This window comes from Butyrivibrio fibrisolvens (assembly GCF_023206215.1).
Lineage (GTDB): Bacteria > Bacillota > Clostridia > Lachnospirales > Lachnospiraceae > Butyrivibrio > Butyrivibrio fibrisolvens_C.
In genome coordinates this window covers 366,869-382,582 of the sequence record NZ_CP065800.1, presented here as the reverse complement: position 1 = coordinate 382,582, position 15,714 = coordinate 366,869, and the positions used below count along the sequence as shown (strand labels likewise).

The following is a 15,714-nucleotide window of genomic DNA, read 5'->3' as shown; positions in this document are numbered from 1 at the left end:
CATGGGCAAGTCTACAGGATTTATGGAATATAAAAGAGTTGATGAAAACTCCGGAGCTGTCAAAGACAGGATCAAAAATTTTAATGAATTTCATAAGCATCTAAATGAAGATGACAGGATAAAACAGGCCGCAAGATGCATGGACTGCGGCGTTCCTATGTGCCAGTCAGCTATTAGATTAAAAGGTATGGTAACAGGATGTCCTCTTCATAACCTCATACCTGAATGGAATGATGAGATATATCAGGGCCACTATGAGCATGCGCTTTCAAGACTTTTAAAGACCAGTAACTTTCCGGAATTCACAGGAAGAGTATGTCCTGCATTATGTGAGAAAGCCTGCATCTGCGGAACTGTAGAAGATGCTGTAACTATACACAACAATGAACTTTTCCTAATAGAAAAAGGCTTTGAAGAAGGTTACATGAAGCCCAGGATCCCTGCGATCAGAAGTGGCAAGAAGGTTGCAGTCGTAGGAAGCGGTCCATCCGGCCTTGCAGCCGCTGATCAGCTCAACAGAAGAGGACATAGCGTAACTGTATATGAAAGAGACGACCGTATAGGCGGATTACTTATGTATGGAATCCCCAATATGAAGCTTCAAAAGGAAGTTATCATACGAAGGCAAAAGCTCATGGAAGCAGAGGGAGTTGTATTCAGAACATCAGTTGATGTGGGCGTAGATATAAAGGCAGCAGATCTTCTTAAAGAATATGATGCTGTAGTCCTTAGCTGCGGAGCTAAGAACCCAAGACCACTTGCAGCAGCTGATATTGATAATACAAAAGGTATATACTATGCCGTTGACTTTCTTAAGTCTACCACCAAAGCCATAATTGCCAGCGGCGCCCTCCTTCAGGACAAGGTTACACTTACATCTGCCAAGGAAGGTTCATATATAAGCGCCAAGGACAAAAATGTTGTGATCGTAGGCGGCGGAGATACAGGTAATGACTGCGTTGGAACATGCATAAGGCACGGAGCAAGGTCTGTAACTCAGATAGAGATGATGCCATGCCCTCCTGTAGAAAGAGCAGCTTCCAATCCATGGCCCGAATGGCCCAAAGTCTTAAAGACAGATTATGGTCAGGAAGAAGCTATAGGAGTATATGGTCATGATCCAAGGATCTATGAGACTACAGTAAAAGAAGTTATATCCAAGAATGGCAAAATACTTGCAGTTAAGACTGTAAAAGTTAAGTTCGACAATGGAAAACTTGTAGAAGTCCCCGGAACAGAAAGTACACTAAAATGCGACCTTCTCCTTATAGCGGCAGGTTTTATCGGTTGTCAGGAATATGTAGCCAAGGATTTCGGCGTAGCCCTTTCTAAGAGAAATACTGTAGCAACTACTGATCCTGATGTATATACAACAGGTGTCAAAAAGGTATTCACAGCAGGAGATATGCACAGAGGTCAGTCCCTTGTAGTATGGGCTATTGCAGAAGGAAGAGCCTGTGCAAGGGAAGTTGATGAGTATCTGATGGGATATAGCAATATGTAATATACAGGATCGTAATGACCTATCAAATATGATGAGGTAGGTGTCAAAATTGAAATAATATAGGATGTTTGGAGGATGTATAGATGTGTACAATACTCGGATTTTGCTCTAGAGGAGCAAAAGAAGAAGTCTGCGAAGACATGCTTTTAAAATGTGCTTCCAGAGGCCCTGATATGACCAGAGTGCAGAGGGTTGAAGAAGGGATTCTTGGATTTGGAAGACTCTCTATCATGGGACTTACAGATAAGGGAATGCAGCCCTTTAATCATAAAGGTAATACGCTTGTATGTAACGGAGAGATATACGGTTTTAGAAAGTTAAAAGATTATCTTATTGGTATAGGATACAGCTTTGAATCTGACAGTGACTGTGAGATTCTTCTCCCCTTATATGACAGACTTGGAGCAGCGATGTTCTCGCTCCTTGATGCAGAATTTGCTCTTATAATCTATGACCATAGAAAGAGAACATTTGTAGCAGCAAGAGATCCAATCGGAATAAGACCCCTTTATTATGGATATGACAAGAATGGTCATATAGTATTTGCATCTGAGCCCAAGATGCTGGTAGATGTATGCGATAAGATAAGTCCATTCCCTCCCGGATACTACTACGAATATGGCAAGTTCATAAGATATGCAGATCCTTCTCAGGTAAGCGGCCCTTATATAGATGGAAGTCTGGAAGATATCTGCAAAGGTATACATGATAGGCTGGTAACAGGAATAGACAAAAGGCTTGATGCAGATGCCAAGGTTGGGTTCCTTCTATCTGGCGGTCTTGACTCTTCACTTGTATGCGGCGTTGCTGCAAGAAAGACGGACAAGCCTCTTGAGACATTCTCTATAGGTATGGATATAGATGCCATCGATCTTAAGTATGCAAGAGAAGTTGCGGACTATATAGGAAGTAATCATCACGAAGTCATCATATCAAGAGATGATGTAATAGGAGCTCTTGATACTGTTATTAAGACTCTTGGAACCTATGATATCACTACGATAAGGGCATCTATAGGTATGTATCTTGTATGCAAATGGATCCATGAGAATACTGATATTAGGGTTATCTTGACAGGTGAGATATCAGATGAACTTTTTGGATATAAATATACTGACTTTGCTCCAAGTGCTGAGGCTTTTCAGGAAGAGTCAGCCAAGCGTATCAGAGAGCTTCATATGTATGACGTACTTAGAGCAGACAGATGCATCTCTGTTAACTCCTTAGAAGCAAGGGTCCCTTTTGGTGATCTTGACTTTGTAAACTATGTAATGAGTATAGATCCAAAGCTTAAGATGAATACCTACGGTATGGGAAAATATCTCCTTCGTCATGCCTTTGAAGATGATAAGGTCATACCTGAAAACATCCTGATGCGTGAAAAGGCAGCATTCTCGGATGCAGTAGGTCATTCACTTCGAGATGATCTTGTAGAGTATGCAGAGAGTCTGTACACAGATGAAGAGTTTGAAGAAGGATGTGAGAAGTATACTTTTGCAAAACCTTTCACCAAAGAGTCACTTCTGTACAGGGATATATTCGAGAAGTATTATGGCGATAACGCTCAGATGGTAGTAGATTTCTGGATGCCCAATAAAGAGTGGGAAGGCTGCGATGTAGACGATCCGTCTGCAAGAGTCCTGGCTAATTACGGCAACAGTGGCGTATAACAAGTAATATAAATCCCAAGCTGGAATTAGTATCTGGCTTGGGATTTTTATAGTAGCATGAATGCTTAGTATTGTTCCATTTCGTTTTTGATTGCGAAATATGCTGGTTTTGGTTCGTAGTTCTGGTCGAAGATACGGGTATTGGTGGTGTCGCCTTCGCGGTAGTGATCTACAAGTCCGAACAGTGTTACGCAGGTGATGTTAGCAGGGCCGCCTGCTTCTGTGTCCATGTCGTGAAGGAGCTTAAATACTTGTCCGTATCTGGTTGCCTGCTTTTCGAACTGTTCAGGAGTTTCGGATTCTACGCCGATAGAAAGCTCTGTTACCTGAATCTCAAGGCCAAGTTCTGCGAATTTGGTGATAGCAGTCTTGATGGCTTCATCATTGGGATAGTCGATGCCCCAGTATCCCTGCATTCCGATACCGTCTATAAGTCCCTCGTCCTTAAGGTGTGAGCACAGGTCATAGATGGCCTGAGTTTTTGGAGTCTGGTAGGTGTTGTAGTCGTTGTAGAAGAGCTTGACGTCTTCATCGACATATTTTCTTGCATAGGTAAATGCCATCTCTACATAATCTTCGCCGATGGTGTCATACCATGGGTTAGGGTCTTCGCCTGTCATAGTCCTGCACATGAAGTAGCTGTCAGGATCATAAGCGCCGGGTTCTACAGCTTCGTTGACAACATCCCAGCAGTATATAACTCCGGGGTATTCGTCCTGAACATGAGTTACAAGCTGTCTTATATAGCTTTCCATTCTAAGGAGCATTGTATCCTTATCTACATATTCACCGTCATCAGTGTAGCCTTCTCTGAAGAACCATCCCGGAGCCTGGGTATGCCATACAAGAGTATGCCCACGCATCTTCATTCCATTGTCTTTGCACCACTGCAGAGTAGGATCGATGGATGCAAAGTTAAGTGCAGGCTCTTCGTTACCATTTTTAAGATTATCCTGTGATCCGAACTGATCGAGGATATAGCAGCTCTTCATAAGATTGGTCATAGTACAACTATTAAACTGCTCTTTGCTAAGTTCCATATACTGTGGGATATTAAGTGTCTGATTCTCAAGAGTACTTCCATTGATACCAACCCCAAGCAGGAAGTAATCTTCGCACAGATCCTTAAGAGGAACAACTTCCTGATCTTCATAAGCGCTTGTCTCATCACCTGTAACAAGGTTTTCGGAATCAGAACTGCCTTCACTTGCTGTATCCCCATCTGACGCGCCTCTCTCCGCTGCATCGGCAGATCCTTCTACAGATGCAGCTTGCCCGGAAGATGCATCTGTTCCATCTTTGGCTCCGTCCTCATTAGATGCTGCCGCGCTGCATCCTGATAGCAGAGCGATTATTAGTGCCCCCGATAATAGTTTTCTTACCTTCATAACGCCTCCCATATATTGTATTGATATAGTTTTTGATATTAAAAATATACGTCATGACGTCTCGCCGTGCTTATCATCTGTTGTTATTCACTTGTGGATGATTGCTAAGTTGAAGCGATAATGGGTGAACTACTCCGACTTCTATAAGTCGGAGTAGTTCACAGAATGAATCAAAGAAAAGTACGATGAATCAGGCTCACAAATGCACATACATAATAGCAGGAATAGAAAGATGGAAAAAGAATAGCTGCTAAGAATAGAGTGATATATGGCGCAGACCAAGATGTTGGTTCTGCGCCTTTCGTGTCATTTAAATGTTTTTAGTAGTGCCTCTCCAAAAGTCTACAGCTTCTTCAAGCCATCCGGATACTTCAAGTCCGTTTCCAAGTCCAAAGCTGTGACCCCCTTTTGAGCCAATCCTGGTGATATGTTCTACGCCAAGCTTAGTAAGAACTGCGTCCATTGCCTTACTATTGGCTACAGGAACTGTGCCGTCATCTTCATTGGCAACGATGTATGTCTTTGGATAGGAGCTGTCTATGTGTGATGGAAGGTCATAGGATGACACAAGCTTACTATCAACATCAGGACCTGCAAGGCGTCGCAGAAATGGCGCGATGCCTTCTCTCATAGGATTGCCTACAGGAAGAGAAGTATATGCCTTATAGAACTCGTTCATGCAGACAGCTGTATATCCAAGGAATATTGTAGGACTTGGTATTTTCGCTCTTGTATGCTGGGCTATGATCATCGATGTAATTGATGATATTGAAGTACACAATAACTACCGTTCAGATGGTACTGTATACGCTGTATATTCATTTGCAAGAAAGCTCGGCCAGGCCGGTGCATCAGGTCTTACAGGACTTCTTCTTTCTATCACAGGATACACAGCTGAGACAGCATTTGATACAGGCGTAGTCAACGGCATCTATAACGTTGCTACCCTCATTCCGGCTATAGGAATGGTTCTTCTTTCACTCTCACTTATTTTCTTCTATCCTCTTTCAAAGAAGAAGGTTGAAGATAACATAGAAGTACTCAGAAAGCGTAGAAACGGCTGATTCCATAATTGGCAGACGACCTTACAATTCTTGGTGTTAACAGATAAGTATAAAAAGAGTTTCTTAACTGTTGACAAAAGATAAGAATGGCGAAATAATAATTCGGTGTTATACGAGTTTTATTTGAAAACATAAAGTTATATTTATAAAGAAATTTGCATATATGAATTTAAATAAAAATTCACTTTTACTATTACTTCGAATTATAATAAGTTGATTTTTAAAGAAAAGCTGACGAAGGCGTTAGGGATTTTCATTAGTTCCTGTACCCTTTTGTCAGCTTTTTTATTATCAATAACTCAAACTACCCACTTGGCCGGGGGCATGTCCGGAAAAACCTCGCCAAGGCAGGCGGAATATAAATCTTTGCCACGTTTTTTAATTGTTTTATAAAATTCATGAGCGTGATAGATGGAGATTTTTATTCTGCCAGGGGTCCACATGTCTGAGCGAAGCGAGTTTGGACCCCAGAATAAAAAGCTCCAGATATCATGCCATGTTACAGGATGTAACTGGACATGTATAGAAATACATGGATGTATTTATATGTCCTAGAATTCATAAAACAATTAACAACGTGGCAAAGATTTATATTCCGCCTGCCTTGGCGAGATTTTTCCGGACATGCCTCCGACCAAGTGGGAATCTTGATCTCATCATTTAGAAATAGGAGAAGCGTATGTTGTCGGAAGATCGAATTGGCGAAGAGTGTGGTGTTTTTGGTATGTATGACCTTTCGGGAGGTGATGTTGCAAGATCCATATATTATGGACTTGAGTCACTTCAGCACAGAGGTCAGGAGAGCTGCGGTATTGCAGTAAGCGATACAAACGGCCCCAAAGGAAAAGTCCTTTCCCGCAAGGATATGGGACTTGTGAATGAAGTATTTACAGGTGAAGACATAGACAAGCTTGTGGGCAATATAGGCGTTGGCCATGTCAGATACTCAACTGCAGGATCCTCAGTAAGAGAAAATGCCCAGCCCCTTGTTCTTAACTATGTTAAGGGAACCCTTGCCCTTGCACACAATGGCAACCTGACCAATGCTCCAGAACTTAGAGATGAGCTTGCATATACCGGAGCAATCTTCCAGACTACAATCGACTCTGAGCTTATCGCTTATCTTATTGCAAGGCAGAGACTTCGTACAGCCAGCGTTGAGGATGCTGTTGCTCTTGCTATGCCTCAGATCAAGGGAGCTTACAGCCTTGTTATCATGTCCCCTCGTAAACTTATAGGAGCAAGAGACCCTCACGGATTCAGACCACTTGTCCTTGGCAAAAGAGACAACGCATACATCTTTGCATCAGAGACCTGCGCTCTTGATACTATAGATGCCGAATATATAAGAGATGTTGAGCCCGGAGAGATAGTAACTATCACTTCTGATGGACAGATCCTTTCTAATAAAACAAGATGCATTCCTGAAAAAGAGCACGGACACTGCATCTTTGAATATATCTATTTTGCAAGACCTGATTCTGTTCTGGATGGTCAGAGCGTATATGATGCAAGAATAAGAGCCGGAAGATTCTTATACAAGGATGATCCGATAGATGCTGATATCGTAGCAGGTGTACCAGAATCCGGCAATGTTGCAGCACTTGGTTATTCCATGGAGTCAGGTATTCCTTATGGTCAGGTCTTTGTCAAGAACTCTTATATAGGAAGAACCTTTATAAAGCCCGGACAGAAGAACCGTGAGAGCAGCGTCAAGGTCAAACTCAATGCTTTAAACCATGCAGTAAATGGTAAGAGAGTTGTCATCATAGATGACTCTATAGTACGTGGTACGACTTCAGACAGGATCATCAGGATGCTGCGAGAAGCTGGAGCCAAAGAGGTACATATGAGGATATCATCGCCTCCATTTCTCTGGCCATGCTATTTTGGCACAGATATCCCTGCAAGAGAGCAGCTTATTGCCTATAACAAAAGTATAGAAGATATACGAAAGATAATAGGGGCAGATTCTCTTGGTTATCTTAAGCTTAATAGACTTGGGGACCTTGTAGATAACAAGATGTCTATCTGCGAAGGCTGCTTTACAGGAAGATATCCTGAAGAGCCGCCTGTAAGCGACATCCGCGGTGAATTTGAAGCATAATATTTTTATTAAGAGAGCGCTATAAGTATTTGGTTACTTATAGCGCTTTATAATATGTTAGAATTAGTGGTAGTGTTTTTTGAGGTAAGGAGGGATGAGTTTGAAAATGTTCCATTTTCAAACCCGAATTGATGTCGCGAGCTCCATCAATTCGAACCATTAGCCGCTCGTTTCACTCGCGACATGAGGTTATTTATGATTAGAATAGGTATGCTTACAAGTGGTGGTGACTGTCAGGCTTTAAATGCAGCTATGAGAGGCGTGGTTAAGTGCCTTGATGCTAGCGGCACGCAGATGGAGATCTATGGATTTCTTAATGGTTATAAAGGCCTTATTAACGGCGATTTTAAGATGCTTACGCCTCGAGATTTCTCAGGACTTCTTACAAGAGGTGGGACGATTCTTGGTTCATCCAGAGTTCCTTTTAAGACTATCCACGAACCCGATGAAGAGGGCAAAGACAAGGTTGCATGCATGAAACAGACCTATTACAAGCTTCAGCTGGATGTCCTTGTAGTTCTTGGCGGCAATGGTTCTCAGAAGACAGCCAATCTCCTTAGAGAAGAAGGGCTTAATATCATATCTCTTCCTAAGACAATAGATAACGATCTCTGGGGGACTGATATGACTTTTGGTTTCCAGAGCGCAGTTGATGTTGCTACTAATGCAATCGACTGCATCCATACAACAGCAGATTCTCATGGCCGCGTATTTATAGTAGAAGTTATGGGGCATAAAGTCGGCTGGCTTACCCTTAATGCAGGTATTGCAGGAGGCGCTGATATCATCCTGATCCCTGAGATTCCCTATGATATAGACAAGGTTATAGAAGCTATCGAAAGACGTGCTACAAATGGTTCGAGATTCACCATCCTTGCAGTTGCAGAGGGTGCTATCTCCAAAGAGGATGCCAAGCTTACCAAGAAAGAGTATAAGAAGAAACTTTCAAGTTATGCATTCCCTTCTGTATCATACGAGATCGCAGATCAGATTCAGAAAAAGACGGGTCGCGAAGTCAGAGTTACAGTTCCCGGGCATATGCAAAGAGGCGGAGTGCCTGATCCTTATGACAGAGTATTTGCAAGCCGTGTCGGAGTAGAGGCAGGACAGCTTATTCTTAACAAAGAATACGGATATATGATCGCATACAAGAATCGTGAGATGGTCAAGGTCCCTCTTAAAGAGGTTGCCGGCAAGCTCAAGTCCCTTCCAAAGGATGCAAGTATTATCAAGGAAGCCAAGATGCTTGGTATCTGCTTTGGAGATTAATGGTAAGAGAGATTCCTTTCTTGTGTTATAATGTTGTAGGTGTCAAAGCTCATGGCCAAGAGCGCCTATCATAGATTTTATTAGCCTATGCTTATAGTTTTGGCAGTGTAACATTATTATTTATAAAAAATAGGATATTGCGAAAAGAGTATTAGAGATGCCATACGTAGCATTATATAGAAAGTTCCGTCCTCCGACATTTGAAGATGTCAAAGGCCAGGATCATATAGTAACAACACTTAAAAATCAGATAATATCAGACCGTGTGGGACATGCATATCTGTTCTGCGGAACCCGTGGAACAGGTAAGACGTCTGTAGCCAAGATACTTTCAAGGGCTGTTAACTGCGAGCATCCCGTAGATGGCAATCCTTGCGGTGAGTGCGAGACCTGCAGAGCCATAGCAGAAGGCAGATGCGTTGACGTTGTCGAGATCGATGCTGCATCCAACAATGGTGTTGATAATATCAGAACCATCATAGATGAAGTGTCCTATTCTCCTACAATGGGCAAGAAGAAAGTGTACATCATCGATGAGGTACACATGCTCTCTACAGGAGCTTTCAATGCACTTCTAAAGACACTTGAAGAGCCTCCGGAATATGTGCTTTTCATTCTGGCTACTACTGAAGTTCAGAAGATACCGATCACTATTTTATCAAGATGCCAAAGGTATGATTTTCATCGTATCACTATAGATACTATAGAAGACAGACTTAAGGAAGTTACTGAAAGAGAGGGTATCAAAGCACAGGAGAAGGCACTTAGATATATCGCAAGAGCTGCTGACGGATCCATGAGAGATTCCTTAAGCCTTCTGGATCAGTGTGTTGCCTTTAACTACGGGCAGGAGCTGACCTATGATAAGGTACTGGGAGTGCTGGGAGCAGTTGATACAGCAGTCTTTGGTCAGATGTTTAAAGCTCTGACACAGTCAGATGCCAAGGAAGCACTTAGCATCCTTGCAGATGTAGTTATACAGGGAAGAGAGCTTTCACAGTTCGTTGCGGATTTTGTATGGTATCTTAGGAATTTGATGCTGGTCACAACTTCTGATAATGTAGAAGATGTTGTTGATATATCATCTGATAATCTTGAGGTATTAAAGGATCAGGCCCAAGCTACTGACATAGATACTATAATGCATTTTATAAGCGTATTTTCAGAGCTTGAAGCAAGTTTGCGTTTTGCTGCGCAAAAGCGTATTCTGATTGAGATGGCGCTTATAAGGATCTGTCGCCCTCAGATGGAAGGCACAACAGATGAGGGACTGGCTCAGCGTGTAAGAGCTCTTGAGAATAAAGCAAGAGAATCTGCTGATATCATAGACAGGATCAGGAATGGACAGATTGCTGTGACAAATGCTGCGTCTTCCGGCGCATCATTAGAAGCTCCAAAACCTGTAGCAGCAAGGAAACTTGATAAGCCGATCCCTGAGGATATCAAAGCTGTAGTTGACGGGTTCGATCGCTTTCTTGGCGGTATGAAAGATGCTGCCCTTAAGAACTTCATGAAGACTGACAGACCCAGACTGTCTCTTGGAGCTGATAATACTCTTCAGATGGTATTTAATAACCAGGTCACCATGGGAATCATTGAGGCTCAGAAGAAGTATCTTGAACAGGAACTTGCAGATGCTTTTGGCAAGGATATCAAGGTCGAGATAAGAGCTCTTGCCAAGGGTGAACAGTTTGAGGAGTCATATATAGACCTTGAAGCTATAAAGTCTGCAATACAGTTTGATGTTGTGACAGAAGATGAAGTTAATAGGCCTGTAGAGGATACAATCTCTAAGGACAATGTGTCTGATGGTGCAAGTGATAGTCAGCCGACAGGCGGAGTATCTGATAGTATAAATGAAAGTCAGGCTGTGGATGAAGTATCCGGTGATATAAGCGATATGCATGATGCGGACTACGGATTTATGACGGAGTCGCTTCAGAATCTTAGTCCTGAAGATGATGGCAATTCTTTTGAAGAAAAGGATGAGCCTGATGATGAGGTCTGATCGTGTTTGGATTTAGAAGTATTTTAAATGTAGATCCAAATGCATTAAATTTTATTTTTTAATAATTAGTACATAGAATTTATTCATATGTCTTTTTATAAAATGGATTTTACGGAGGTATTATTTTATGAGTAAGCGTGGAGGATTTCCTGGCGGAATGCCTGGAAACATGAATAATCTGATGAAGCAGGCACAGCGTATGCAGCGTCAGATGGAAGAGAATCAGAAAGAGCTTGAGACTAAAGAGTTCACAGCTAAAGCCGGCGGCGGTGCTGTAGAAGCAACTGTTACAGGTGGCAAAGAGCTCAAGTCTATCAAGATTTCTCCGGAAGCGGTTGATCCTGATGATGTAGAGATGCTCCAGGATCTTATCGTTGCTGCAGTTAATGAAGCTATGGGCGAAGCTGATAAGGCTAACGCAGAAGTCCTCGGCAAGATGACAGGCGGACTTGGCGGCTTTGGAGGACTTGGATTCTAATGGATCTGTACAGTGGCCATGTTAACAAGCTGATAGAAGAGCTTTCTTCTCTCCCCGGAATAGGAGGGAAGTCAGCTCAGAGGCTTGCTTTTTATATTATCAATATGCCCAAGGACCGTGTTGCAAGGCTCTCAGGTGCTATCAATGATGCCAGAGAGAATGTTCACTATTGCAAGAAGTGTTGCACACTTACAGATGGTGATCTGTGTCCTATCTGTTCCAATGACAGCAGGGACAAGTCAACAATAATGGTTGTCGAGAACTCAAGAGATCTTGCGGCATATGAAAGAACAGGCAAGTACAATGGTCTATATCATGTGCTTCAGGGCGTAATATCACCTATGCTTGGCGTAGGACCATCTGATATAAGACTTAAAGAACTATTACAGCGTCTTCAGACAGAGGATGTAAATGAGGTCATCCTTGCTACAGGATCGAGTCTTGAAGGCGAGACGACAGCTATGTATGTAAGTAAACTGGTGAAGCCCACAGGTATCAAAGTGACTCGTATTGCGAGCGGTGTACCTGTTGGAGGGGATCTGGAATATATTGATGAGGTGACGCTACTACGCGCACTAGAGGGAAGGACGGAAGTATGAGCGTAAAGAGAGAATTTGTTGGGGAGACACAAAAGGGACAGGCTGTATATCTTTTCCATATTACTAATAAAAATGATATGGAAGTAACTGTTCTTAATTATGGTATCAACATCCAGAACGTCTTTGTTAAGGACAGTGATGGAAACAGATGCGATGTGGTTCTTGGATTTGATGATTTTGAAGGCTATACAGACAATAAGCCTACTCTTGGATCTACTATAGGACCATCAGCTAACCGTGTAGAGGGTGGTAAGTATACCATTGCAGGCAAGGAATATCATCTTCCACTTAATGAAAACGGTGTAAACAATCTTCATACAGATGGAGACAATGGTTTTCACAAGACAGTATGGGACAGCGAAGAGGGAGACAATCTTGTAAGATTCACTTATAAGGCTGCTGATGGCGAGCTTGGATTCCCAGGCAATCGTACATTTACAGTAGAAGTTTCACTTTCTGATGACAATGAGCTTAAGCTTCATTATCATGCAGACAGCGATGCTGATACTCTTATCAATATCACTAATCACACCTATTTCAATCTCGGTGGCAGCGGAAGCGGCAAGGTTCTCGGTCATGTGCTTCAGCTCAATTCTCATTACTTTACACCTGTTAAGGACAAGAATTCTATTCCTTCAGGTGAGAAGCGTGCTGTTAAAGGAACTCCGCTTGATTTTACAACTCCTAAGACTATCGGTCAGGATATTGCATCAGATTATGAGCAGATCGCTCTTGCAAACGGTTATGATCATAATTTCATAATCGATGGTGCAGTTGATGAGGATGGAAATGTTGACGGTGGTATGCATGAGTTTGCTATAGTTACTAATCCTGCAACAGGAATCACTATGCATGCATCTACCAATCTTCCGGGATTCCAGTTCTATTCAGCTAATTTCCTTAAGGATATTGTTGGTAAGGACGGATATGAGTATGGTCAGTATGATGGATTTTGTCTTGAAACACAGACATATCCTAATTCTATCAATACTCCTTCATTCCCAAGTCCTGTATATGGACCTGATCGTCCATATGATGCTGTTACAGTTTATAAGTTTAACTAAGTGGTGTTAAGTATAGGTTAAAAACTTGAATCCCTACATCACTTATCTTGTAGAAATATAAAGATCTTTTACAGGTTTTTCTATATGGAGGACTGATGGCTGAAGTCAAAAACTTTAGAGATTACAGCAGAAATTTTAGAGATGCAGATGCACCGGACGAAGAAACCGGTGCATCTTTTTCCAGAGAGCCTTCTTATCAGGAGAAGATAAGAAATCATAGGCTTATAGTATTTTACAGAACTATTTTTTTGCTGATTGCGGCGGTTGCCATAATAGCATTTATATATGTGAACTGGCACAACAAGGTGTATTCGGAATCCAGGGTTCTTAGCTCTACATCTCTTACCGGCATGTCTGGTGTCACAGTACTTCCGCTTGGACAGAATATAATCAGATACAGTAAAGATGGTATCAATTGTATGTCTGCAGACGGAAGGGCGCTATGGAATATGACCTATGATATGCAGGCACCTGTGGTGAGAATATGCGGTGAGACCGTTGCAGTTGGTGATTATAATGGTAATACTATCTATGTTGCCAATTCGCAGGGAACTCTTGGAAGTTTTGGAACCAATCTTCCTATCAGGGATTTCTGCGTTTCATCACAGGGGGTAGTTGCGGTCATTCTTGACGATGATGATATAACAAGGATCAAGCTTTTTGATACATCGGGCAAGGAACTTGCAGCTATCAAGGCTACTATGGCCAACAGTGGATATCCTACCAGCATGTCCTTGTCTCCCAATGCTGAGCTTTTGGCAGTATGTTATCTGAAAGAGTCGGGAGGTTCTATTCTGACAGGCGTTACCTTCTTTAACTTTGGAGCTGTAGGTCAGAATGAGACAGATAACATGGTAAGCTCATTCAAGTATGAAGATACTATCATCCCATATGATGTGTTTCTTGATTCAAGTACTAATATGGCTGTATCTGATAAGAGTATAGTCTTCTACAAGGGTGAGGATGTTCCTAATGACCCTGTTGTCAATGAGATCGGTGAGACTGAGATCATGAGCGTTTATAACAACGAAGACTACGCAGGCATCATATGCGCCGGAACAGCAGAAGAGGGAGCTTATAAACTTACAGTCTACAATACTTCAGGTAAGGATATTCTGGAGAAGTATTTTGATCTTGATTATACTGATATGTTCTTCTCAGATGATCAGTTTGTTGTGTACAATGACAAGCACTGGCAGTTATATGGAATAGATGGAACTCTTCGATTTGAAGGGGAGTTTGATGAAAGTATAAAGGCAATCATCCCTGGACCTAGCAGGAACAGATTTACTATAGTGACAGCTGATTCGATAGATCAGATAGAACTGAGATAGAACTAATATAGAACCGAGATAGAACTAATACAGAACTGAGATAGAACTATATAGAACTAAGACTGATCTTTACATATATAGTAAGAGCATAAAAAAGAGTCATTTGGTATAATATATTATTTTGATAGCAAATATACAAAAAATATATTACCCCAAATGGCTCTTTGTTTGTATTTGGAGATATCAAATCATTGACATTGTAACGAAATTGCGATAAACTCGAAAACGTAAGTATTTTAGTTCAAACAGATTCACTGTATTTTTTTCCAAAACATCTTTTAATAATTGACCTTGCGACTTGTAAGGCATGCTTGTGCATGGGGAGGATTCCAATATGATAGAAAGCAAAGACACTCAGGTAAGACCTACAGCAACTATAAAATCCATTGTAAAGGCTGCAGTGATAGAGCAGAGTGAGAAGGCAGCAGCACTTGCCAAAGAGGAAAAGGCAAAGCAGGAAGAAGCTGGTATCAAAGTTATAAAGCTTGAAAAAGGTGCAGTAAAAAAGGCTAAAGAGGCTAAAGCTTCTGTATCAAAGAAAGCTGCAGAAGAAGATAAGAAGATAAAGGAAAAGGCTGCAAAGGTAGAAAAAGAAACCAAAAAGAAGGTAGCCAAGGCTAAGAAAGAAGCATCTGAAGTTAAGAAAGATGTAGTGAAAAATGCAACTTCAGCTAAAAAAGAAGAAAAGAAGATAGCTGAAGCTAAGGATGAAGTAAAAGAAAAAGCTACAGCTGTAAAAACGGAAGCGCCTAAAACTGAGGCTTCTAAAAAAGAAACTCCCAAAAAAGAAGCTTCTAAAAAGGTAGCATCTAAGAAGGCAGTTAATACAAAGAAAGAGGTTGTAAAGAAAATCTCTGATATAAAGCAAGAGACAGTAAAGAAAGCTAAAGAAGTCAAGAAGGAAGTGGCAAAGAAGGCAGAATCAGTAAAAGATACTGTGGTTAAAGACACTGCTGCAAAGGATACTGCTGCTAAAACTAAAGAACCTGAGGTCAAGCTTGTACTACAGTATCGCGATTATGATATAGAGCAGAGTGTTCTTTATAATAAAGCAAGAGCTGTTATTGGTGATAAGTTTGAATCTGTAAAGAACCTTAACCTTTATGTTAAGCCTGAAGAAGGTAAGGTATATTTTGTTGCAGATGAAGAGACTGGAAGTTTTGATCTGTAACAAGTCCTAAATTGCCCCATATCTTTTTTGTTTTTTTAAGAAGCGTAGATCCTATAAG

At 41.5% G+C, this 15,714-nt stretch carries 13 protein-coding genes; 11 read left to right on the top strand and 2 right to left on the bottom strand.

What is annotated here, in order from left to right; genetic code table 11:
• Position 1: 1 nt before the first annotated feature.
• The gene (locus I7804_RS01550; protein ID WP_248404583.1) at positions 2-1,504 is read left to right on the top strand and encodes a glutamate synthase subunit beta; all 1,503 of its coding nucleotides are present in this window, start codon (positions 2-4) and stop codon (positions 1,502-1,504) included.
• Between the two features lie 83 nt (positions 1,505-1,587).
• Positions 1,588-3,174 carry an asparagine synthase B gene (gene asnB, locus I7804_RS01545; RefSeq protein WP_248404581.1) on the top strand — a complete coding sequence of 529 codons (1,587 nt, stop codon included), beginning with the start codon at positions 1,588-1,590 and terminating at the stop codon, positions 3,172-3,174.
• A 65-nt stretch (positions 3,175-3,239) separates the two neighbouring features.
• On the opposite strand, the gene I7804_RS01540 is transcribed toward asnB, so the two are convergent.
• Positions 3,240-4,562 (bottom strand): endo-1,4-beta-xylanase, encoded by a 1,323-nt coding sequence (locus I7804_RS01540; protein WP_248404579.1) that lies wholly within the window; start codon positions 4,560-4,562, stop codon positions 3,240-3,242.
• A gap of 310 nt (positions 4,563-4,872) precedes the next feature.
• Positions 4,873-5,241: a S9 family peptidase gene (locus I7804_RS01535; protein WP_248404577.1), complete on the bottom strand. Its 369-nt coding sequence runs from the start codon at positions 5,239-5,241 to the stop codon at positions 4,873-4,875.
• On the opposite strand from I7804_RS01535, the gene I7804_RS01530 reads away from it, so the two are divergent.
• The 9 genes from I7804_RS01530 (at position 5,240) to I7804_RS01490 (ending at position 15,656) form a co-directional block, all read left to right on the top strand.
• Positions 5,240-5,626 carry an MFS transporter gene (locus tag I7804_RS01530; RefSeq protein ID WP_248404575.1) on the top strand — a complete coding sequence of 129 codons (387 nt, stop codon included), beginning with the start codon at positions 5,240-5,242 and terminating at the stop codon, positions 5,624-5,626. The genes I7804_RS01535 and I7804_RS01530 overlap by 2 nt on opposite strands.
• Before the next feature lie 679 nt (positions 5,627-6,305).
• A complete protein-coding gene (gene purF, locus I7804_RS01525; protein WP_248404573.1) occupies positions 6,306-7,733 on the top strand; it encodes an amidophosphoribosyltransferase in 1,428 nt (475 codons plus the stop codon).
• A 195-nt stretch (positions 7,734-7,928) separates the two neighbouring features.
• Positions 7,929-9,002: a 6-phosphofructokinase gene (locus tag I7804_RS01520; RefSeq protein ID WP_022755267.1), complete on the top strand. Its 1,074-nt coding sequence runs from the start codon at positions 7,929-7,931 to the stop codon at positions 9,000-9,002.
• Positions 9,003-9,159: 157 nt separating this feature from the next.
• On the top strand, positions 9,160-11,010 hold the full coding sequence (gene dnaX, locus I7804_RS01515; RefSeq protein ID WP_331477838.1) for a DNA polymerase III subunit gamma/tau: 1,851 nt from the start codon (positions 9,160-9,162) through the stop codon (positions 11,008-11,010).
• Positions 11,011-11,137: 127 nt separating this feature from the next.
• Positions 11,138-11,488 carry a YbaB/EbfC family nucleoid-associated protein gene (locus I7804_RS01510; RefSeq protein ID WP_027203832.1) on the top strand — a complete coding sequence of 117 codons (351 nt, stop codon included), beginning with the start codon at positions 11,138-11,140 and terminating at the stop codon, positions 11,486-11,488.
• Positions 11,488-12,087 carry a recombination mediator RecR gene (gene recR, locus I7804_RS01505; RefSeq protein WP_248404571.1) on the top strand — a complete coding sequence of 200 codons (600 nt, stop codon included), beginning with the start codon at positions 11,488-11,490 and terminating at the stop codon, positions 12,085-12,087. Before I7804_RS01510 ends, recR begins: the two co-directional genes overlap by 1 nt.
• Positions 12,084-13,151: an aldose epimerase family protein gene (locus I7804_RS01500; protein ID WP_248404569.1), complete on the top strand. Its 1,068-nt coding sequence runs from the start codon at positions 12,084-12,086 to the stop codon at positions 13,149-13,151. Before recR ends, I7804_RS01500 begins: the two co-directional genes overlap by 4 nt.
• Positions 13,152-13,246: 95 nt before the next feature.
• Positions 13,247-14,485 (top strand): DUF5711 family protein, encoded by a 1,239-nt coding sequence (locus I7804_RS01495; protein WP_110072553.1) that lies wholly within the window; start codon positions 13,247-13,249, stop codon positions 14,483-14,485.
• A 334-nt stretch (positions 14,486-14,819) separates the two neighbouring features.
• Positions 14,820-15,656, top strand: a complete 837-nt coding sequence (locus tag I7804_RS01490; protein ID WP_248404567.1) for a DUF6465 family protein — start codon at positions 14,820-14,822, stop codon at positions 15,654-15,656.
• The last annotated feature ends 58 nt before the right edge of the window (positions 15,657-15,714 follow it).